This window comes from Pseudomonas glycinis (assembly GCF_054871425.1).
In genome coordinates this window covers 39,250-58,767 of sequence record NZ_JBTYHF010000010.1, presented here as the reverse complement: position 1 = coordinate 58,767, position 19,518 = coordinate 39,250, and the positions used below count along the sequence as shown (strand labels likewise).

Here is a 19,518-nt window from a genome sequence, read left to right as displayed (position 1 = left end):
ATTGATTCGGTCAGTTGCTGATCAACGTCACCAACTGGTCGAATCGGCTGTTGGCAACCCATCCCAGCAGTCCAAGGATGACAGCGGTAGCACCCGCCGAATACGCCAGACGGTGTTTGATCGTCCGCACATCATTGAGCACTTCGTCCATGTCGCGGCGCATGTATTTGAAGTGAGTCTCCAGCTCGCTGACTCGGGGTTCCATATCAAACTCTCCAGGGGTCTTGGCGCTGTTACAGAAGTCTGGTTTCTTGCTGGCACGACTTTCGGCGAGAGCGGCGACCGGGCTCACCGGTGCCTTGGTTTCATGGTTGCGCATGGAAGTACTCGCTGGTCGTAGCAACTGCACGCTTGCTGATTATTCCATTGCTCGATTCATGGAAATGAATCGCGGGGTATCCGTTCATTACCGGCACATCCTTGTGTTATTGAGTTGAAAGTTGGTGCTGCCGGCACACGGTGACCCAATGATCGGACGGGGTCAATTAAGCCGATTCCTCTTGTTCCGTACGAAAAAATACCGCTATGTAGGACGCTGGCCGTTTGAAAAGCAATTAATTGCCATCCCTGCGGCTTTTTTAACGCGCGCAGTGGTCAAGATGTTTCAATCGATTTCAATTCTTGGAGTGACGTTATGAGTGAACGCCGGGCACTGCTGATCTTGCATGGCAAACAGGCACTCAACGAAGATGTCCGCGCTGCCGTCGAAGCCAAGCGTGAGCAAGGCTGGGAACTGGCTGTACGAGTGACCTGGGAGGCTGGCGACGCCCAGCGTCTGGTTGAGGAAGCGTTGGCGGCCGGCTACAGCAAAATCATCGCCGGTGGCGGTGATGGCACGTTGCGCGATATTGCCGAGGCGCTGGCGCAGCATCCGCAAAAAGCCAGTCTCGTCCTCCTGCCGCTGGGCACCGCCAACGATTTTTCCCGTGCCGCCGGTATTTCCCTGGAGCCGGCCGAAGCCCTTGAGCTACTGGATGTTCAGCCCTCGGATATCGATCTGGGCGAGGTGGGCGGGCAGATTTTCCTGAACATGGCGACCGGCGGATTCGGTAGCCAGGTGACCGCCAATACTTCGGAAGACCTGAAAAAGGTCTTGGGCGGCGCCGCTTATCTATTTACCGGCCTGACCCGGTTCAGCGAACTGCATGCCGCTTACGGCGAGTTGCAAGGCCCGGATTTTCATTGGCAGGGTGAACTGCTTGCACTGGGAATCGGCAACGGACGGCAGGCGGGCGGCGGCCATGTGCTGTGCCCCGAGGCGCGAGTCGACGATGGTTTGCTGGACATCAGCATTTTGCCGGCACCGCAGGAGCTGGTCGGCACGCTGAAGAATCTGCTGAGCGAGGGCTTCGGCCTCGACAATATGTTTGTGCGGGCGCGATTGCCGTGGGTCGAGATCAAGGTCGCCGAAGGGCTGAGCATCAATCTCGATGGCGAGCCGCTGGAAGGCGACAGTCTGCGATTTGTTGCGAAACCTGCAGCGTTGCAGGTGCATCTGCCGAAGGACTCGCCGTTATTGGGCCAACAACCGTCAATCAGTCATCAAGGCTGATGATCTGCTCACGCACGGCGAACAGCACCAGGCCCGCCACGTCGTAGATTTGCAGGCGCTTCATGATCTGTGCGCGGTGGGTTTCGACGGTCTTGACGCTTAAGCCCAGGCCATTGGCGATTTCCCGGGTCGATTTACCGCGCACGATCAGGCGAAGGATTTCCAGCTGGCGCGCGGTCAGATTGTGCGAATCGGCGACGTCCGGCTGGCTTTTCTGGTTTCGCGTCAGTGCCTGATTGATCACCGTATGGGCAATGGCCGGGCTGAGGTAGCGTTCGTTGTTGCGCAGGGCTTCCAGCGCGTGCTCGAGCTCGGTGGCCGTGGTGTCCTTGAGCAGATAGCCATGAGCGCCGGATTCCAGTGCCTGCATGATCAGCGCCGGATCGGTGTGCATCGACAGAATCAGCACTTTGCTCTGCGGCCGCACGCGCTTGAGCCGTTGCAGCGCTTCCAGGCCACCGGTTTCTCTCATCGAGATGTCCAGCAATACGATGTCCGGGCTCAATTGCTCGACCATTTCAAGCAATTGCGAACCATCACTGGCTTCGCCGATTACCGCGTAACCGGGAATATCCAATACCAGAGCGCGCACGCCGGCTCTGATCAGCGAGTGGTCATCCACCAGAAGTAAGTTACAAGTCAACGCATAACCTTATTCGTACTGGCCCGTTCGAGTGCCCGAGGCGCCCACGGGAATAGTGCTTCGATTCGAGTGCCTTTGCCCGGCTCGCTGATAACGCTCAATGTGCCGCCCAACTGTTCGATACGCTCGGCCATTCCGGCCATGCCGCGTTGGCCTTCTCTGGCCGGGTCGGCCGCCGGGGCAAAACCCAGGCCGTCATCACTGATCAACAGCGTCAGACCTTGCGGCAATCGCTGTACCCGAATCAACAGGTTTTTTGCCTGTGCGTGCCGGAGGATGTTGGTCACGGCTTCCTGGGCAATGCGAAACGCCGCGACGGCCATTTCCTCGGGGATGCCGTTGAGCCGTTGCTGGCAATCGAGACTCCAGTTGACCGGCGTGTTGGCCAGTGTCTTGAGCAAATGCGCACGCAGGCTGGCTTCGAGGCCCAGGCTGGTCAATTGACGTGGATTGAGAATCGCCGAGACGTCACGCACCTTGGTCAGGGTTTCATCCAGCGTGTCGCAGAGGACCTTGCATTGTTCCTGCAGATCTTCCGGCAGGCGGCGTTTGAGCCAGTCACTTTGCAGCTTCGCGGCGGTGAGCAACTGGCCGATATCGTCGTGCAATTCACGGCTGAGGCGATGTCGTTCGTTTTCCTGGACTTGCAGCAGTCGATCAGCCAGCTCTTGTGGCTGAAACTTGATCGATTTGCGCGACAAGCGATATTGCACCCAGACGCACGCGGTGGCGGCGATGTCGAGTGCCAGCAACCCCAGTGGAATGTGCGCGGAAAAAACATAGGCCAGCAGACTGCCAATAGTCGCCAGAACACACAGCACTAGTGTGAAGCGCCGGGCGTTTTCCCGCGAGGGTGGCCATGTAATAAGTGACTTGAGACTGGCGTACATAACGGATGGAGCCAATGGATGTTCGCTGCGGGCAGACCGACCGGTGACTGGCGGATCTCTGTGTGGAAATACTGTCGATTATGTTATTGATTCATACCGCATTCGTTAAGCAATCATTGACCGGCAGTAACATTGCTAATGAAACGCTGAAGTCACTGTGCCATTAAACGGCAGGTAATTAACCGGCGGCATAATACCACTTAACATACCGTTGGTCGCGGTCGCTATATATGTCCATTCAGTCAGGAAATACCGGATCGTGGACGCAAGTTCCATATTGGAAAAAGTTGGAGTTTTTGTAGTTGGACGACTTCGATTAGCCTGGAAGTGTCTCTGGGAGCACACAGGGAAAACCCTGATGGCGGCATCTGGAAATCAGCCGTTGGTCGGGCAGATTATTTGCCCGGGATTGTCGCTGGCAGGTATGCACTATTCAATTACGACAGTTTCGCGGCCGGTTTTCTCAAGCCTGGTGAGCTATCAGGGACGCAGAAAGCAAACGTTTGCTCATCATCTTCGGCTCGAACGTGTCCTGGCCCATTTGTGCCGCGAAGGCCTCAAGCAGGGCTGTCTGCTCGCTGCCATCAAGGCTCAGTTGTCCGGTTTTATGATCGACCAGCTCAAGCTGCCATGCCATCAGGGTGAAACAGTCTCGCAAGGCATCGAGGGCCTGTTCGTGCAGGTCGACGCGATCCTGGGTCAGATTCAGCAGGCTGTAGATGTGCAGGGAAAACTCGGAGATTGCTTCCAGTGCCAAGGCTTCGGCGCGGCCGGCCAGCTTCAACAGAGTGCCGAGCATGCAGTCGATGGCATCCTTGTCATTGCTGATCAGTTGCAGATGGCTCAGGCATTCTTCGGACTTGGCGAGAAGCGTTTCGGCCTCGACCAGAAATTCGGGGAAGCGTTGCGCCCAGTCTTTACGGTCGATTGGCATGTTCATCTCCACCACGTCGTGTTGGTTGACGGATGGCCGTGTGTGGCGACGATCGTGAATCGTCGGCAGATCGCGCCCGGCGGTGCAGGTGCACGGACCGAGGGGTTCCAGAGGGTGGGTTGCCACTGAATTGCGATCGCACACAATAGCCTGACTCCGTTCATGCAATGAGAATGGCGTCACAGTAATGGCTATTGGAAATGGCGAATATCAGGTTGGGCCTGATTGATCCTAGGGGAATCCCTTAGGCGCGGGAACCTAACGTGCAAACCGAGGTCGCGCCGCAATGAATCTAGCAGATGAAATCACGATTGCCAGTAAAGCATGATGTCAGTGTGACATCAATGGCCGTTTGTGGCATTTTTAGCGGCGCGCTTTGCAGCAATCAAGATTAGCTGAATGCAGCCGATAAACCCCCATAGTGAATTCATCAGAACAAGCCCAGGAGTCATTGATGGCCGGCATTCTCGACACGGTAGACCAACGCACGCAACTGGTGGGTGAGAATCGCCTGGAAATCCTCATGTTTCGCCTGGCCGGACGCCAGCTGTTCGCGATCAACGTGTTCAAGGTTCAGGAAGTGCTGCAACTGCCCAAGCTGACCCTGATGCCGCAGCGTCATCCTTTCGTCTGCGGCGTGGTCAATCTGCGCGGACAGACCCTGCCGGTGATCGACCTGTCCCAGGCAATCGGCATGCGCCCACTGGTGCCGGGCCCGAACAGCACGATCATCGTCACCGAATACAACCGTTCGGTGCAGGCCTTCCTCGTCGGCGGTGTCGACCGCATCGTCAACATGAACTGGGAAGCCATTCTGCCGCCGCCGACCAGTGCTGGCCGCCAGCATTATCTGACCGCGATCAGCAAGGTCGACGATCAACTGGTGGAGATCATCGACGTCGAGAAAGTCCTCGCTGAAATCGTCCCGTACAACGCCAAGGTCTCGCGCGAGAAACTCGACGACCCGGTACTGGAGCGCGCCCGTGGCCGCGAAGTGTTGCTGGTGGACGACTCCAACGTAGCGCTTTCGCAATTGCGCGATACCCTCGGCCAGCTCGGGGTGAAGATGCACATTGCCAGTGACGGTCTGAAAGCCTTGAACATGCTCAAGGCCTGGGCCGATACCGGCGTGCATATGACCGATAAACTGCTGATGATCTTCACCGATGCGGAAATGCCGGAAATGGACGGTTATCGCCTGACCACGGAGATCCGCAACGACCCTCGCCTGCGTGGCCTGTACGTCGTGCTGCACACCTCGCTATCGGGCAGTTTCAACGACTCGATGGTGAAGAAGGTCGGTTGCGACAACTTCCTCTCCAAATTCCAGCCGGACAAATTGGTCGACGTGGTGCGCCAGCGTCTGATGCTCGACGCCGTGCCGGCCTGACCACACACCGATTGTAGAAGTGAGCCTGGTCTTTGATTCCAGATCGAGCTCGTATAGGGTGGCGTTTTTCCTCCAAGGAAGCTGGCCATGCTGCGTCTGAGCGCGCTTTATCGTTACCCGTTGAAATCCGGCAAGGGCGAAATCCTGCAAAGCATCGAGCTGGACAAGCTCGGGCTGGCGGGCGACCGACGCTGGATGCTGGTGGACGAGGCCAGCGGGCGCTTTCTGACCCAGCGTGCCGAAGCGAAGATGAGTCAGTTGTCGGCGTTATGGAATGCCGGCGGCGGTCTGACCCTCAGCGCTCCCGAGCAGGGTTCTATCGAAGTCGCGCTGCCCGCTGCCGACGCCGAGCTGCGCGGTGTGACGATCTGGCGTGACACCCTGCGGGTGCCGGACGCCGGTGATCAAGCCGCGCGTTTTGTCAGCGACTTCCTCGGGAGGCCGACACGTCTGGTGCAAATGCCACTCGAGCGGGCACGCACCACGCAGTCGGGTTTCGGCAAGGACGACGATCAAGTGGCGTTCGCCGACGGTTATCCATTGCTGCTGATCGGCGAAGCCTCGCGGCAGGCTCTCTCGGAAACGGTAGGGCGAGACCTGGAGATGCTGCGCTTCCGTCCGAATCTGGTGATCGAAGGCAGCGCGCCCTACGCCGAGGACCAATGGAAACGCATTCGCATCGGCGATATCGAATTCCGCGTGGTCAAGCCATGTGCGCGTTGCATCATGACCACCGTCGACCCGCAAACCGGTGAGCGCAGTGCTGATCGTGAGCCGTTCGCGACGTTACAGAAACACCGCAGCACCGCCGATGGCGCGATGTTCGGGCAGAATCTGGTCAACGACGGTAACGGTCGCCTGGAAGTCGGCATGCCGGTGGAGATTCTCGAATAGGCTGTCGCTGAAACGAAAAATGCCCGGGTCTTTTGGACGCGGGCATTTTTTTGCGCGGTGAAACCGGCGGGATCAGCCGCGGTATTCGCACAGGTAAGCGGTATCCACTTCGACTTTCAGCTGGAACTTGCTGTTGGCCGGAACGTTGAACTGGCTGCCGGCGGCGAAGGTTTCCCAGTCGCTGCTGTCTGGCAGTTTTACGTTCAGCGCGCCGGACACCACGTGCATGATCTCGCGCTGGCTGGTGCCGAATTCGTATTCGCCCGGGGCCATGACGCCAATGGTCGCCGGACCTTCAGCGGTGCCAAAGGCGATCGACTTGACGGTGCCGTCGAAGTACTCGTTGACTTTAAACATGGGCGGATTCCTCGAAAAGGGCTTAAAAGGGGGCGGCCAGTATGCACAAGGCTTTTCGCGCCGTCACGCGTCTAAAGCGGCAGGACCAGCGGCAATAACCGTGCAGTATTGCGGGCATCTTCCAGCGCGCGATGTTGTTGGCCGTTGAACTGCATGCCCGCCAGTTGCAACGCGCCGTTGAGCCCCAGCGGTCGTTCCAGGCGCCGAGCCTTGGCGAAGCGCTGTTTGAGGTTCATGTGCGGGACTTTGCTCAGGCCGCTGTCGATGTTCAGGCGCTGCCACTCCTGGAGCAACTGCTGGCGATCGTAACCGCCCCAACTGGCCCAGCCTTCAAGGCGAGCCTGATGCTGCGCCAGCCAACGCTCAAAGGCCGGCCAGACTTCGCTCAGCGGTTGCGCCGAATCGATGTTGGCCTGAGTGATGTGTGTCAGCTCCCGACAGAACGGCGTCAGCAATGGCCGGCGGGTCGGTTTGACGAAGCGCTGGAAGTGATCCTGCTCGCGCCCGGCGCGGTCGACCAGGGTCGCACCGATCTCGATAATTTCCATTTCCGTGACCGGCCAGCCACCCTCGTCTGTGGTGGCTTCCAGATCTATGACCAGCCAATGGGGCATCGCAGGGTTCCTGATTTCCGCGTTCTGATTTATCAGAGCGTAGTCAAACCCCGCGCTTGTGCCCGGGCGACTACTCGACCTGCAACAGAACCTGACGATTTTTTACCTGATCGCCGACCTTCACTTGCACCCGTTTGAGCACGCCATCGATGCCGGCCTTCAACGGATGCTCCATTTTCATTGCCTCCAGTACCACCAGCAATTGACCCTTGCTGACCGTACTGCCTTCGCTGACCAGCACATCGACAATGGCACCGTCCATCGGGGCTTTCAGGGTGCCGGAGGCGACGCTGGTCTGACTGTCGATCGGCGCATGAGTTCGATCCTCCAGGTGCAGGCTGCCCGGATGGGTGAACAGCCACAGCTGCCGATCGTGCAGACGATAGGCGTGACGCTGGCGCAGACCATCGACTTCGAGGGTGATCGATTGCGCGGCGTGCTCAATGATTTTCACCGCCACAGTGCTTTCGCCAGCCTGCACGACCAACTCGCCGGGTTTGCGCGCCAGCACCGCCAGCGTCCAGTCCTGCTCGTCACTGCCCAGTCGATAGTGCAACGGCACGCTGGCGTTGTTGCGCCAGCCGTTCAGCGGGGCGCGATGGGGCAGGGCGCTGGCCTGATAGAACAACACCACGGCAATCGCCAGTTGCGCCGTCGTCGGCACATAAGTGTTGAGGCAGGCATGGCTGGAAAAATGTTCCTGGATGAAGGCGGTGCTGAAATCGCCACTGATGAACTGCGGATGTTGCAGCAGGCCTTCGAGCAAGCGTTGGTTGCTTTGCACGCCAAGCAGCACCGTGTCCTGCACCGCCCGCAACAATTTGCGCCGCGCCTCTTCGCGGGTTGCGCCGTGGGCGATCAGTTTGCCCAGCAGCGGGTCGTAGAACGGGCTCACCGACTGGCCTTCAAGCAGACCGTGATCGATCCGCGCCCCGTGATCCGAAGCCGGTTGCCATGCGGCAATTCGGCCGGTTTGCGGGAGAAAATCCGCAGCGGGATCCTCAGCGTAGAGGCGCACTTCCATGGCGTGACCGTCGAGGCGGACCTGTTCCTGCGTCAGCGGTAACGGCTGGCCCTCGGCAACCAGCAGTTGCCACGCGACCAGATCGAGGCCGGTGATCAATTCCGTCACCGGATGCTCGACCTGCAGACGGGTGTTCATCTCCAGAAAGTAGAACTGCCCGCGTGCGTCGAGGAGGAACTCCACGGTGCCGGCGCCGACATAATCCACCGCGCGCCCGGCCTTGAGCGCCGCTTCGCCCATGGCCTGGCGCAGCTCGGCGGTCATCACCGGGCACGGCGCTTCTTCGATGACTTTCTGATGGCGGCGCTGGATCGAGCAATCGCGTTCGCCGAGATAGACCAGATGGCCGTGCTGGTCGCCGAACAATTGCACTTCGACGTGGCGCGGTTCGATCAATGCCTGTTCGAGAATCAACTCGTCGCTGCCGAAACCGTTCATTGCTTCGGACCGCGCGGTGCGCAGTTGCGCCGCCAGTTCGCTGGCCTCGTGCACCAGGCGCATGCCACGTCCACCGCCACCGGCACTGGCCTTGATCATCAGCGGATAGCCGATGCGCTCGGCTTCGGCCAGCAGCGTCGCGTCGTCCTGCGCTGCGCCTTGATAGCCGGCAATGCACGGCACGCCCGCGTCGAGCATGGCGATTTTCGACAGGCGTTTGCTGCCCATCAGTTCGATCGCTTCGGCGCTGGGGCCGATGAAAATCAGCCCGGCTTCGGCGCAGGCGCGAGCGAAATCGGCGTTTTCCGAGAGGAAGCCGTAGCCCGGGTGAATCGCGTCGGCGCCGCTGCGGCGGGCGGCGTCGAGGATCGCCGCAATGTTGAGGTAGGACTGCTGCACCGGCGCCGGGCCGATACGCACGGCTTGGTCGGCCATTTGTACGTGCAGCGCATCGGCGTCGGCGTCGCTGAAAACGGCGACGGTGCGATAACCCAGCGCCTGGGCCGTGCGCTGGATGCGGCAGGCGATTTCACCGCGGTTGGCGATCAGGATTTTGTGGAGGGTGGGCATGGTGGGGTTCCTGAAATGATAGCGGTGAATGGGATGGCCGCATCGCTGGCAAGCCAGCTCCCACAGGTTATTTGAGCAAATGAGAATCCGTGTGGGAGCGGGCTTGCCCGCGATGCTTTTTCAGGCCCATCCCGGTTTGCGTTTCTGCATGAATGCCATCGTCCCCTCGATTCCTTCCTCTCCAGTCACCGCCGCGCTGAACCACTGCGCCGCCTCATCAAGCAACTCACTCGACGGCTGTCCGGCACTTGCCAGCAACAATGCTTTGGTCGCGGCATTCGCTTCCGGCGCGCAGCGCAGTACCTGTTGCAAGACCTCATCCAGTCGCTCGGCCAACGCTTGGGCATCCTGTTCAACGAAATGCACCAGCCCCAATCGCTGCGCCTCGGCGCCATCGAAACGCGCCGCCGTCAGCGCGAGCCGGCGGGTTTCGGTCAAGCCGATCCGTTGCACCACAAACGGTGCGATTTGCGCCGGGATCAGGCCGAGGCTGGTTTCCGGCAAACCGAACTGCGCCTGGTGATCGCTAATCGCAATATCGCTGACGCAGGCCAGGCCGAAGCCGCCGCCGAGCACGGCGCCTTGCAACACGCAGATCAGCACCTGCGGCGTGTGCTGGGCTTCCTCCAGTAACGCGCCAAACGCCCGGTTCAACTCGCGGTAAGCGTCCGCGCCCTGAGCCCGGGCATTGGCCATGTCCTTGATGTCGCCACCGGCGCAGAAATGCCCGCCGGCACCGCTGAGCACCAAGGCCCGCACTGTGCGGTCATCGCGCACCGCCGCCAGCACCGCGCGCACCTCGGCGACCATTTGCAGGCTCATCGCGTTGCGGCTGTCCGGGCGGTTGAGGGTGATGTGCAGCACGCCGCCATGCAGTTCCAGCAACAGCGTCTGGCAATCGGGCAGGCGGCTCATTTCTTTTTCCCCGGCAGGATGCCCATCAGTTTGCAGATGATCCCCAGCATGATTTCGTCGGCGCCGCCGCCAATCGACACCAGGCGCACATCGCGATAGGCGCGGGCCACCGGGTTGTCCCACATGAAGCCCATGCCGCCCCAATATTGCAGGCAGCTGTCGCTGACTTCACGGCCGAGGCGTCCGGCCTTGAGCTTGGCCATCGACGCCAGTCGCGTGACGTCCTGACCTTTGATGTACTGCTCGGTGGCCTGATAGACCAGCGCGCGCAGGCATTCGATTTCGGTCTGCAATTCGGCGAGACGGAAGTGGATCACCTGGTTGTCGATCAGCGCGTTGCCGAAGGTCTTGCGCTCCTTGCAGTACTCGATGGTGCTGTCGATGCAATATTCCAGGCCCTTGATCATGTTTGCCGCGCCGAACAGGCGTTCCTCCTGGAACTGCAGCATCTGCATCATGAACCCGGCGCCTTCATGGCCGATGCGATTGCGCTGCGGCACGCGCACGTTGTCGAAGAACACCTGCGCGGTTTCCGAGCTGCGCATGCCGAGCTTGTCCAGGTGCGAGCTGAGGCTGATCCCGGGGGTGTTCATCGGCACCATGATCAGCGACTTATTGATGTGCGGCTTGTCGTCGGAAGTGTTGGCGAGCAGGCAGATGAAATCGGCGCTCGGCGAGTTGGTGATCCACATTTTGCTGCCGTTGATCACGTAGTCATCGCCGTCCTTGCGCGCGGTGGTTTTCAGCCCGGCGACATCGGAGCCGGCGCCGACTTCGGAAACGCCGATGCAACCGACCTGTTCGCCCGTGATCGCCGGCCGCAGGAATTCTTCGCGCAATTCATCGGAGCCGAAGCGGGCGAGGGCGGGTGTACACATATCGGTCTGCACGCCGATCGACATCGGAATCCCGCCGCAATGAATGGTGCCGAACTCTTCGGCGGCGACAATCGAATAGCTGTAGTCGAGGCCCATGCCGCCGAATTTTTCCGGCTTGGAAATGCCCAGCAGACCCAGTTCGCCGGCCTTGCGGAAAATCTCGTGGATCGGAAAGCGCCCGGCCTTTTCCCACTCTTCGACGTGCGGGTTGATCTCGTGCGTGACGAACTGGCGGACGGTACGGCGCAGGGCTTCGTGTTCCGGGGTGAAGATCATTGTTGTTGTTCTCCGTAGGATCCGTGGCGGTCAGAAGCGGCTGACGCCGAAGCTGTTGGGTTGCAGCGTACGCCTGTCGGCTTCGTGGCAAATATCCAGCAAGTAGCCAAGCAGGGTGCGGGTGTCGCGCGGGTCGATCAGGCCGTCGTCCCACAGGTTGGCGCTGCCGTACAGTGCGGTGGACTGGCTGTCGAGTTTCTGCGCGGTCATCTGTTCGAGCATGTCGAGCATTTTCGGATCGGGCTCGATGCCGTCCTTGAGCTGTTTGGCTTCGGTAACGATGCGCAAGACCTTGCCGGCCTGTGCGCCGCCCATCACTGCCGTGCGGCTGTTGGGCCAGGCGAAAATGAAGCGCGGATCGAGCCCGCGTCCGCACATGGCGTAGTTGCCGGCGCCGTAGGAACCGCCGACGACAATGGTCAGTTTAGGCACCCGTGCGTTGGCCACCGCCTGGATCAGTTTCGAGCCGTGTTTGATCACCCCTTGCTGTTCCGATTCGGTGCCGACCATGAAACCCGTGGTGTTGTGGAAAAACAGCAGCGGCGTCTGGCTCTGGTCGCACAACTGGATGAACTGCGCCGCCTTGCTCGCACCTTGCGGGGTGATCGGGCCGTTGTTGCCAATGAAGCCGCAGGCGCGGCCCTGGATTCTCAGTTGGCCGCAAATGGTTTGCTGGTCGAACTCGCCTTTGAACTCGAGAAAGTCCGACTCATCGGCAATCCGCGCGATGATTTCGCGCACGTCGTAGGGCTTTTTTGCATCGTCGGGGATCAGCCCGAGCAGTTCGTCGATGGGGTAAAGCGGTTCTTTGAATTGCGGCTGCGGCAGCCACGGCAACTGCTCGTTCCATGGCAGCATGCGCATGATCTCGCGGACCTGACGTATGCCGTCAGCGTCGTTTTCGGCGAGATATTCGGCAGTGCCGGCGACCTGCGCGTGCATTTCGGCGCCACCGAGTTCTTCATCGCTGGCCACTTCGCCGGTCGCCGCTTTGAGCAATGGCGGGCCGGCGAGAAACAGCTTGGCCTTGCCGCGCACCACCACCACGTAATCCGATAACCCCGGTTGATAGGCGCCGCCCGCCGTGGCCGAGCCGTGTACTACGGTGATCTGCGGCAAACCCATTGCTGACATGCGCGCCTGATTGGCGAAACTGCGCGCGCCTTCGACAAAGATCTCTGCCGCGTAGTTGAGATTGGCGCCGCCGCTTTCGGCGAGGGTGATCATCGGCAGTTTGTTTTCCCGCGCGATCTGTTGCAGGCGCAGGGATTTTTTCAGGCCGCTCGGCGAGATCGTGCCGCCCTTGATTGCGCTGTTGTTGGCGACCACCATCGCACGGATGCCGCAGACGTAACCGATGCCGGCAATCAGCCCGCCACCGGCCGAGCTGCCGTCCTTGTCGTCGTGCAATTTATAGCCGGCGAGGCTGGCCAGTTCGAGGAACGGCGCACCGGGGTCGAGCAGCAGGTTCAGGCGCTCGCGGGGCAACAGTTGCCCGCGTTTGCTGAATTTGTCTTTGGCTTCGGCGGCCTTGTTCAGCAGGTTCTGTTCGAGCTGCTGCACCTGCTCGATGGCGGCGAGCATGGCCGCGCGGTTGCGCGCGAACGCTTCGCTGTGCGGATCGAGTTGCGACTGAATCTGCGCCATGGCTTATTCCTTGTCCTTGAGCACGTCGGGACGCAACACTTCTGGTAAATACGCGCGGTGAAAACCATTGAACGATTCGCTGTGGCTGGCCTTGTGCAGCGGCCAGGCGCGACTGCCGAGGCTGGCGGCGCCGTCGATTTTCAATGTGGTGCCGCTGATGAACGCTGCCGCCGGGCTGAGCAGAAACACGATCGCCGCACTGACTTCCGATTCGGTGCCGATACGCTTGAGCGGCACATGCTCGCGCAGGGTCGGAATCACTGCTTTGAATGCGCCCTCGTAGGTGTCCATGCCGCTGGAGGCGATCCAGCCCGGCGCCACGGCGTTGACCCGGACCCCGGCGTAACCCCATTCGAACGCGGCGGTCTTGGTGAAGTTGTCCATGCCCGAACGCGCGGCGCCCGAGTGGCCCATGCCGGGCATGCCGCCCCACATGTCGGCAAGCATGTTGACGATGCTGCCGCCGTGTTTGCTCATCGACTGGTTGAACACTTCCCGGGCCATCAGAAAGCCGCCGACCAGATTGGTCCGCAGCACGGTTTCGAAGCCCTTCTGATTGATCGAGGCCAAGGGCGACGGGTATTGGCCCCCGGCGTTGTTGACCAGGCCGTGGATCGGCCCGTGTTCGGCGATCAGCTCTTTGACCAGTTGCTTGACCGCTTCTTCATCGCGGATATCGCAAGCCTTCCAGTGCGCGCGGCCGCCGTCCTCGGCGATCTCGGCGGCGACTTTTTCCAGCTTTTCCGGCTTGCGCCCGACCAGCAGCACATTGGCGCCAAGGGCCGCCAGTTCATGGGCGGTGCAGCGACCGATGCCGCTGCCGCCGCCGGTGACAATCAGGTTCTGGCCGCTGAACAGATCGGCGCGGAAAATCGACGCGTAAGCCATGCACACCATCCTCTAGTCGAGCTGTTCGGCGATGCTCTGCGGCACCGGGATCTGGATTTCCAATAGTTGCTGGGCGAAGGCTTTGCCTTGCGGGTCGATGCGCAGACTGGCGACACCGCCGCCGCCGAGGGCGTTTTCCAAAAGAAAGTTGAGGCTGTGGGTGCCGGGCAGATACCAGCGTTCGACACGCCCGAGCACCGGATCGAGGACGTGGCGCATCCAGTCGACCACCACCGAAGGGGTCAGCGCTTCGGCGATCCATGGCAGGTAATCGGAATGGCGCGGCATCACGCCGATGTTGCTGTGGTTGCCCTTGTCGCCGGAGCGCGCCACCGCCAGTTTCACCAGCGGCACACTGGCATCGGCGCGGCCCTGGGGTTTGGGTGGCTGATGGGTGAGCGGCAAATCGGCGCTGTCGAGGGCCACTGGGTCGGGGAGGGCGCAAGGATGACGTTCGCCTGCGATGTCGACTTGCAGGGCGCAGGCGCTTTTATCGACGAGGAACGAGAACAAGCGGATGACTGGGTACACGGTCGGACGTCCGCCGACAATGCCGGTCAGACCGGGCGCCATACCGGTCGCGGCCTGGGCGATCTCTTTGGAAAACAGCACCAGCGCGCGTTTGTCAGGGTGGCGCACGGCGATTTTGATCACCACTTCACGGCTGTCGCGCCGCTGGCCGTGGGGGCCGTAGGTGGCTTCGCTGCCGAGCAGTTCGACATGGGTTTCGCTGTACGGCGCCCAGCCGCGCAGGCTGAACATCTCGGCGGTCTTGTCGATGATCGCCTGACTGACCCGCCGCGCCTTGTCCACCGCGTCGATGCCGGCCATCAGGCAACTGGCGGTGCAGCGAAAACCGTCCGGGTACGTGGCGCTGACCTTGTATTTGTCGCTGGGCGGCAGGCCTTTGGCACCGTGCACCTGCACGACGTTTTTGCCTTGTTGCTGAAGTTTGACCTGAGTGAAATCGCAGATCACATCGGGTAACAGATAGGCCTGCGGATCGCCGATTTCGTAGAGCATCTGCTCGCCGATGGTCAGCGGCGTGACCAGGCCGCCGGAGCCTTCGGGTTTGCTGACGAGGAACTGGCCATCGGCGCTGACCTCGACGATCGGAAAACCGATGTGCTCGTAATCCGGTACCTCGCGCCAGTCGGTGAAATTACCGCCGGTGCACTGCGCGCCGCATTCGATGATGTGCCCGGCCAGCGCGGCCTGGGCGAGTTTGTCGTAGTCATGCCACGACCAACCGAATTCGTGAACCAGCGCCGCACTGACCACGGCGCTGTCGACCACCCGGCCGGTAATGACGATGTCGGCACCCAGGCGCAACGCTTCGACAATCCCTGGCGCGCCGAGGTAGGCGTTGGTCGACACGCACATGCGCGGAAGCGGCGCGCCGCTGAACATTTCGCGGATGTCGGCGGGGTGTTTGAGCTGTCCTTGCAAGTCGTCGCCGAGCAACACGGCAATCTTCAGCTGGACCCCGGCCTGATCGCAGGCCGCTTGCAGGGCCGCCGCGCAAGCCTGCGGATTGACCCCGCCGGCATTGCTGATCACGCGGATGTTCTGTTCGGCCAGTTGCGTCAGCAGCGGCGCCAGCACTTCAACGAAGTCGCCGGCGAACCCGGCCTGCGGGTCTTTCAGGCGCGCGCCGGCCATCAGCGACATGGTGATCTCGGCCAGATAATCGAACACCAGATAATCCAGGTTTCCGCCGGAGACAAGCTGGGCGGCAGCAGTGGAAGTGTCGCCCCAAAAAGCACTGGCGCAGCCGATTCGCACGGTGGTTGGCATTTTTATCTCCGACTCAGGGACCTGCGACAGAAGTGTCTGGAGGCTACCAAGCAAGCGCTTGGTTTGTAAACAGGCGAAACATTCTTCTGCCCAAGCGCTTGCTTGGTGCCCGCGCGCGGCTTAAATTGCGCGCAACCCTGCGGTTACAGGGGGCAACACACTGATCGACTGTAGGAGAGAACGGGTGGACGAGCAAAAAGCCCTGCGGGTCATGCGCGAACTGGTCGACCAGGGCCAGTTGACCGACCCGGACAGCGCCCGCGGCAAATTGCTGCAAGTGGCGGCTCACCTGTTTCGCAACAAAGGCTACGAGCGCACCACGGTGCGCGATCTGGCCAGCGCTGTGGGCATCCAGTCGGGCAGTATTTTTCATCACTTCAAAAGCAAGGATGAAATTCTCCGCGCGGTGATGGAGGAAACCATCCGCTACAACACCGCGCTGATGCGCGCAGCCCTGGCCGAAGCCGGTGACGTGCGCGAGAAAGTGCTGGCGCTGATTCGCTGCGAATTGCAGTCGATCATGGGCGGCAGTGGCGAGGCGATGGCGGTGCTGGTGTACGAATGGCGCTCATTGTCCGAAGACGGCCAGGCTAAAGTCCTTGCTTTACGTGACGTTTATGAAGACATCTGGCTGCAGGTTCTGGGCGAGGCCAAGGACGCCGGCTATATTCGCGGCGACGTTTTTATTACCCGACGTTTCCTTACCGGCGCACTGTCCTGGACCACCACCTGGTTCCGTGCCGGCGGCAGTTTGAGCCTCGATCAGCTCGCCGATGAAGCGCTGATTCTGGTCCTCGAAGCGCGTTGAACGGTTGTCGGACCGGCCGACAAACTGGCTAAGTCGGCGAAACCGCCTAGCTTGAATGCATTGATCGCTATTTTTTTCGGGGAGTGGGGTGTTTTGAAGTCTTCGCCAATTCGGACAGCCGCCGGGCTGATGCTCGCTGCGCTGGCTGCGTTATGGGTATTGCCCGCTCAGTCAGCGCAATTGGTCCGGGTCGGCGCCGCGCATTTCCCGCCTTATACGATTCGCCCGGAAAACGGCGCCGACACCGGCCTGTTGCCGCAATTGATCGAGGCGCTGAACCGCTCGCAGAGCGACTATCAGTTCGTCCTGGTGCCAACCTCGATCCCGCGCCGCTTCGGTGATTTCAAGCAGGGCCGCATCGATATGGCGATCTTCGAGAACCCCGAGTGGGGCTGGAAGGACATTCCCCACGACGACGTCGACATGGGCCTGGAAGACGCCGAGATTTTCGTCGCGCAACGCGAGGACGGCCGCCAGCAAAACTACTTCTCGAGCCTGTCGGGCAAACGTCTGGCGCTGTTCAGCGGTTATCACTACGAATTTGCCAACTTCAACGCCGACCCGAAATACCTCGCGCACAACTACAACGCCACGCTGACCTATTCCCACGACAGCAACCTGCTGATGGTCCTGCGCGGGCGCGCCGACATTGCCCTGGTGACCCGTTCCTATCTGTTCGATTACCTGCTGCGCAACGAGAAGGTCCGCGATGAGCTGTTGGCGTCGCAGCGTACCGATCAGATCTATCACCATTACGCGATTCTGCGGCCAAGCGCTCCGATCAGCGGCGACGCCTTCGGCAATCTGTTGCAGCGTCTGCGTGACAATGGCGAATTGCTGAAGATTTTCGAGCCTTACAAGATTGCCGTGGTGCCCGTGCCGCATCACTGAAGCGCTGTTTTCGTCCCGCGCTTAAATTTCCCTTCCCGGCTCACGTCACTTCGTTGAACTGTGACGATTACGTGAGCCCGACCCATGTCCAATCTGAATGACCTGACTGCCCTGGCATTGCCCTCGGGCAGTCGCTTGATCGCTGATGCTACCGAGAGCCGCTTGAGCCTGAGCCTGGACGGGCAACCGCTGATTCGGCTGCGCCTGGACCGCGAGGCCAATGGCCCGATTCAGCTTGATGAACGTTTTTCCCTGCCGCCCGGGCAAGCCTTGTGGGCCGCCTGTTATTGGTTGTTCGCCCGTGACCCGGCGTGCCAGCAATTGACCTGGCAACTCGATCAGCCACCGACCGAAGCCTTGCGCAGTGGTCTGCTGATCAATACCGAAGTCGCCGGTGAGTATCGCTGCGAGCGCACGCTGTTCTGGCAACTGCCGCAGCCGTGGCTGGGCACTTCACTGACCGGCAGCTATCCGCAGCAAATGGTCATCAGCCATGGCAAGCGCCATCCGCTGCGACCGGTGAAGCCGCGCGGTGAAGTCTACCGGCGTTTCGATGCGCGGCTCGGCGCGTGGATTTCCTTGCGAACGCTGGAAATCGAGGAAGATCTGTCGCGCTTCAATCGCTGGCAGAACAGCCCGCGCGTGGCGAGTTTCTGGCAGGAGGAGGGCAGCCTTGAGCAGCATCGCGACTATCTCAACAAGCTCGATGCCGATCCGCACACGCTGACGCTGATCGGCTGTTTCGATGATCAGCCGTTCGCCTATTTCGAAGCCTACTGGGCCAAGGAAGATCGCATCGCGCCGTTCTACGATGCCGGCGATTACGACCGTGGCATTCACATGCTGGTCGGCGAGGAAAGTCATCGCGGCCCGCACAAAGTGGCGAGCTGGTTATCGGCGCTGGTGCATTACCTGTTTCTCGATGATCCACGGACCCAGCGCGTGGTCGCCGAGCCACGTGCCGACAACGCGAAGATGATCGGCCATATGCACAACCAATGCTTTCACTGCGAGAAGGAATTCGATTTCCCGCACAAGCGCGCGGCGTTGATGATTCTGGGACGGGAGCGGTTTTTTGATCGGTGCCGGTTGGCCTGATGTATTCGGCCTCGGAATTTCGTTGGGTCAGAGGCCGCTTTCGCGAGCAGGCTCGCTCCCACACTGGATTTGTGTCGTTAATCAAACCCTGTGGGAGCGAGCCTGCTCGCGAATGGCTTGACGCAGAATCCGGATCCTAACGACGACCCGCAATCACCGCATCCCGCCGACTGCCCGAGACCTTGCGGCAGTGCACCAGCGCATCACGAATCATGAAGTTGACCAGGGTGGGCGATACGCCCAGTTCCTTGGCGATGTCCTTTTGCGGCACGCCGTGCAAGCGGTACATCTCGAAGGCATAACGGGTGCGGCTGGGCAGTTCGGTCAGCGCATCGGCGATGTGTTCGAGGGTCGAGAAGTTGATGTGCGAAGTTTCCGGCGAAGCGCCCTGAATCACCACGTTCAAGCCTTCCTCTTCCGGGCCTGAGTATTTCTGTTCGAGCGCCTGCTTGCGGTAGTGATCGATGGCGAGGTTGCGCACGATCTGGAACAGGTAGCTCAGCTGAGCCTTGATCGACGACGTGATCGGCGGCGCCGATTGCAGTCGGAAAAACGCATCCTGAACCACATCTTCGGCACGAGACCTGCAACCGGTAATGCGGGCTGCAATCTTGACCAGAATCAGTCGATTGTCGACGAATGCCTGAAGTAGCGGTGAATCGCACCTGCTTGTGGATACTTGTTCCGTCATGGAAATCACCTTGCTGCCAATAGGTTAGTGGGAGGGCCTGGGGGGACGGCGCCGTCCTACACATCGAGCGACAAATTATGTTGAATGATAATGATTGTCAAATGAGAAAGAGAGGTATTGCTGTAAGGCGATGTGTTTTGCCAACTGCGACACGCCGCCGCACCCTGGCCCCGCTGGACGTCGTGCCTGCCGACTAATTATTTCCACAGTCCATCCGTTCTCATTGGTGAATGGCCCGGGTGCAGATCCCCGGCCTCAGCGCATTCCGATGCCCAGCGTGGTCGGCACAGACCGCGCCCCGCACGCCTCTCGACAGGTGTGAC

19 protein-coding genes and 2 pseudogenes are annotated in these 19,518 nt (G+C 60.5%); 6 read left to right on the top strand and 15 right to left on the bottom strand.

The genetic code is table 11. From position 1 onward, the window contains the following. Positions 1 to 10 precede the first annotated feature (10 nt). Positions 11 to 319, bottom strand: coding sequence for a hypothetical protein (locus ACYSTU_RS22525; RefSeq protein WP_016770834.1), 309 nt, complete (start codon positions 317 to 319; stop codon positions 11 to 13). Positions 320 to 634: 315 nt separating this feature from the next. On the opposite strand from ACYSTU_RS22525, the gene yegS reads away from it, so the two are divergent. Further along, positions 635 to 1,552, top strand: coding sequence for a lipid kinase YegS (yegS, locus tag ACYSTU_RS22520; RefSeq protein ID WP_016770833.1), 918 nt, complete (start codon positions 635 to 637; stop codon positions 1,550 to 1,552). Here yegS and ACYSTU_RS22515 read toward each other — a convergent pair. The 3 genes from ACYSTU_RS22515 to ACYSTU_RS22505 all read right to left on the bottom strand — a co-directional run bounded on the left by ACYSTU_RS22515 (position 1,536) and on the right by ACYSTU_RS22505 (position 4,019). Next, positions 1,536 to 2,195, bottom strand: a complete 660-nt coding sequence (locus ACYSTU_RS22515) for a response regulator (protein WP_016770832.1) — start codon at positions 2,193 to 2,195, stop codon at positions 1,536 to 1,538. The genes yegS and ACYSTU_RS22515 overlap by 17 nt on opposite strands. Then, entirely contained in the window at positions 2,192 to 3,085 is an 894-nt protein-coding gene (locus ACYSTU_RS22510; RefSeq protein WP_123443514.1) for a sensor histidine kinase, read from the bottom strand. Before ACYSTU_RS22510 ends, ACYSTU_RS22515 begins: the two co-directional genes overlap by 4 nt. Before the next feature lie 463 nt (positions 3,086 to 3,548). Further along, a complete protein-coding gene (locus ACYSTU_RS22505; protein WP_024013689.1) occupies positions 3,549 to 4,019 on the bottom strand; it encodes a hypothetical protein in 471 nt (156 codons plus the stop codon). 454 nt (positions 4,020 to 4,473) lie between these two features. Here ACYSTU_RS22505 and ACYSTU_RS22500 point away from each other — a divergent pair, with 454 nt between their 5' ends. Both ACYSTU_RS22500 and ACYSTU_RS22495 read left to right on the top strand, forming a co-directional pair. Beyond that, the gene (locus ACYSTU_RS22500; protein ID WP_016770829.1) at positions 4,474 to 5,409 is read left to right on the top strand and encodes a chemotaxis protein CheV; all 936 of its coding nucleotides are present in this window, start codon (positions 4,474 to 4,476) and stop codon (positions 5,407 to 5,409) included. Positions 5,410 to 5,496: 87 nt separating this feature from the next. After that, positions 5,497 to 6,303, top strand: a complete 807-nt coding sequence (locus ACYSTU_RS22495) for an MOSC domain-containing protein (protein WP_136493006.1) — start codon at positions 5,497 to 5,499, stop codon at positions 6,301 to 6,303. 72 nt (positions 6,304 to 6,375) lie between these two features. Here ACYSTU_RS22495 and ppnP read toward each other — a convergent pair whose 3' ends face one another. The 10 genes and pseudogenes from ppnP to ACYSTU_RS22445 form a co-directional block, all read right to left on the bottom strand. After that, on the bottom strand, positions 6,376 to 6,660 hold the full coding sequence (gene ppnP, locus ACYSTU_RS22490; protein WP_016770827.1) for a pyrimidine/purine nucleoside phosphorylase: 285 nt from the start codon (positions 6,658 to 6,660) through the stop codon (positions 6,376 to 6,378). Between the two features lie 71 nt (positions 6,661 to 6,731). Beyond that, the gene (locus tag ACYSTU_RS22485; protein ID WP_024013686.1) at positions 6,732 to 7,274 is read right to left on the bottom strand and encodes a 3'-5' exonuclease; all 543 of its coding nucleotides are present in this window, start codon (positions 7,272 to 7,274) and stop codon (positions 6,732 to 6,734) included. 70 nt (positions 7,275 to 7,344) lie between these two features. After that, entirely contained in the window at positions 7,345 to 7,677 is a 333-nt protein-coding gene (locus tag ACYSTU_RS22480) for an acyl-CoA carboxylase biotin carboxyl carrier protein subunit (protein ID WP_442793165.1), read from the bottom strand. Then, positions 7,654 to 7,809, bottom strand: a pseudogene (locus ACYSTU_RS22475) (hypothetical protein); the annotation flags it as partial. The pseudogene ACYSTU_RS22475 and the gene ACYSTU_RS22480, both read right to left, overlap by 24 nt. Continuing rightward, a pseudogene (locus tag ACYSTU_RS22470) lies at positions 7,785 to 9,306 on the bottom strand (acetyl-CoA carboxylase biotin carboxylase subunit); the annotation flags it as partial. The pseudogenes ACYSTU_RS22470 and ACYSTU_RS22475, both read right to left, overlap by 25 nt. Positions 9,307 to 9,426: 120 nt before the next feature. After that, positions 9,427 to 10,221, bottom strand: a complete 795-nt coding sequence (locus ACYSTU_RS22465) for an enoyl-CoA hydratase/isomerase family protein (protein WP_499001683.1) — start codon at positions 10,219 to 10,221, stop codon at positions 9,427 to 9,429. Further along, positions 10,218 to 11,375 carry a citronellyl-CoA dehydrogenase gene (gene atuD / locus ACYSTU_RS22460; protein WP_056788533.1) on the bottom strand — a complete coding sequence of 386 codons (1,158 nt, stop codon included), beginning with the start codon at positions 11,373 to 11,375 and terminating at the stop codon, positions 10,218 to 10,220. The genes ACYSTU_RS22465 and atuD overlap by 4 nt, the downstream gene beginning before the upstream one ends. A gap of 30 nt (positions 11,376 to 11,405) precedes the next feature. Beyond that, the gene (gene atuC / locus ACYSTU_RS22455; protein WP_499001679.1) at positions 11,406 to 13,022 is read right to left on the bottom strand and encodes a geranyl-CoA carboxylase subunit beta; all 1,617 of its coding nucleotides are present in this window, start codon (positions 13,020 to 13,022) and stop codon (positions 11,406 to 11,408) included. Positions 13,023 to 13,025: 3 nt separating this feature from the next. Next, positions 13,026 to 13,910 carry an SDR family oxidoreductase gene (locus tag ACYSTU_RS22450; RefSeq protein ID WP_217878602.1) on the bottom strand — a complete coding sequence of 295 codons (885 nt, stop codon included), beginning with the start codon at positions 13,908 to 13,910 and terminating at the stop codon, positions 13,026 to 13,028. Positions 13,911 to 13,922: 12 nt separating this feature from the next. Next, positions 13,923 to 15,707, bottom strand: coding sequence for an acyclic terpene utilization AtuA family protein (locus ACYSTU_RS22445; protein WP_136493012.1), 1,785 nt, complete (start codon positions 15,705 to 15,707; stop codon positions 13,923 to 13,925). A gap of 184 nt (positions 15,708 to 15,891) precedes the next feature. Between ACYSTU_RS22445 and ACYSTU_RS22440 the strand changes: the two genes are divergently transcribed. The 3 genes from ACYSTU_RS22440 to ACYSTU_RS22430 all read left to right on the top strand — a co-directional run bounded on the left by ACYSTU_RS22440 (position 15,892) and on the right by ACYSTU_RS22430 (position 18,504). After that, a complete protein-coding gene (locus tag ACYSTU_RS22440; RefSeq protein WP_016770820.1) occupies positions 15,892 to 16,515 on the top strand; it encodes a TetR/AcrR family transcriptional regulator in 624 nt (207 codons plus the stop codon). A gap of 93 nt (positions 16,516 to 16,608) precedes the next feature. Continuing rightward, entirely contained in the window at positions 16,609 to 17,406 is a 798-nt protein-coding gene (locus tag ACYSTU_RS22435) for a substrate-binding periplasmic protein (protein WP_125926323.1), read from the top strand. 84 nt (positions 17,407 to 17,490) lie between these two features. Further along, on the top strand, positions 17,491 to 18,504 hold the full coding sequence (locus ACYSTU_RS22430; protein ID WP_499001673.1) for a GNAT family N-acetyltransferase: 1,014 nt from the start codon (positions 17,491 to 17,493) through the stop codon (positions 18,502 to 18,504). A gap of 136 nt (positions 18,505 to 18,640) precedes the next feature. On the opposite strand, the gene ACYSTU_RS22425 is transcribed toward ACYSTU_RS22430, so the two are convergent. Next, entirely contained in the window at positions 18,641 to 19,195 is a 555-nt protein-coding gene (locus ACYSTU_RS22425; protein ID WP_008088195.1) for an RNA polymerase factor sigma-70, read from the bottom strand. Positions 19,196 to 19,518: the final 323 nt, after the last annotated feature.

What these genes read in the sequence shown, in the direction of transcription:
- yegS (WP_016770833.1), top strand. Translation starts at nt 635, where the DNA reads ATGAGTGAACGCCGGGCACTGCTGATCTTGCATGGCAAACAGGCACTC.
- ACYSTU_RS22500 (WP_016770829.1), top strand. Translation starts at nt 4,474, where the DNA reads ATGGCCGGCATTCTCGACACGGTAGACCAACGCACGCAACTGGTGGGT.
- atuD (WP_056788533.1), bottom strand. Translation starts at nt 11,375, where the DNA reads ATGATCTTCACCCCGGAACACGAAGCCCTGCGCCGTACCGTCCGCCAG.
- ACYSTU_RS22495 (WP_136493006.1), top strand. Translation starts at nt 5,497, where the DNA reads ATGCTGCGTCTGAGCGCGCTTTATCGTTACCCGTTGAAATCCGGCAAG.
- ACYSTU_RS22450 (WP_217878602.1), bottom strand. Translation starts at nt 13,910, where the DNA reads ATGGCTTACGCGTCGATTTTCCGCGCCGATCTGTTCAGCGGCCAGAAC.
- ACYSTU_RS22505 (WP_024013689.1), bottom strand. Translation starts at nt 4,019, where the DNA reads ATGCCAATCGACCGTAAAGACTGGGCGCAACGCTTCCCCGAATTTCTG.
- ACYSTU_RS22485 (WP_024013686.1), bottom strand. Translation starts at nt 7,274, where the DNA reads ATGCCCCATTGGCTGGTCATAGATCTGGAAGCCACCACAGACGAGGGT.
- atuC (WP_499001679.1), bottom strand. Translation starts at nt 13,022, where the DNA reads ATGGCGCAGATTCAGTCGCAACTCGATCCGCACAGCGAAGCGTTCGCG.
- ACYSTU_RS22525 (WP_016770834.1), bottom strand. Translation starts at nt 319, where the DNA reads ATGCGCAACCATGAAACCAAGGCACCGGTGAGCCCGGTCGCCGCTCTC.
- ACYSTU_RS22510 (WP_123443514.1), bottom strand. Translation starts at nt 3,085, where the DNA reads ATGTACGCCAGTCTCAAGTCACTTATTACATGGCCACCCTCGCGGGAA.
- ACYSTU_RS22445 (WP_136493012.1), bottom strand. Translation starts at nt 15,707, where the DNA reads ATGCCAACCACCGTGCGAATCGGCTGCGCCAGTGCTTTTTGGGGCGAC.
- ACYSTU_RS22430 (WP_499001673.1), top strand. Translation starts at nt 17,491, where the DNA reads ATGTCCAATCTGAATGACCTGACTGCCCTGGCATTGCCCTCGGGCAGT.
- ppnP (WP_016770827.1), bottom strand. Translation starts at nt 6,660, where the DNA reads ATGTTTAAAGTCAACGAGTACTTCGACGGCACCGTCAAGTCGATCGCC.
- ACYSTU_RS22425 (WP_008088195.1), bottom strand. Translation starts at nt 19,195, where the DNA reads ATGACGGAACAAGTATCCACAAGCAGGTGCGATTCACCGCTACTTCAG.
- ACYSTU_RS22465 (WP_499001683.1), bottom strand. Translation starts at nt 10,221, where the DNA reads ATGAGCCGCCTGCCCGATTGCCAGACGCTGTTGCTGGAACTGCATGGC.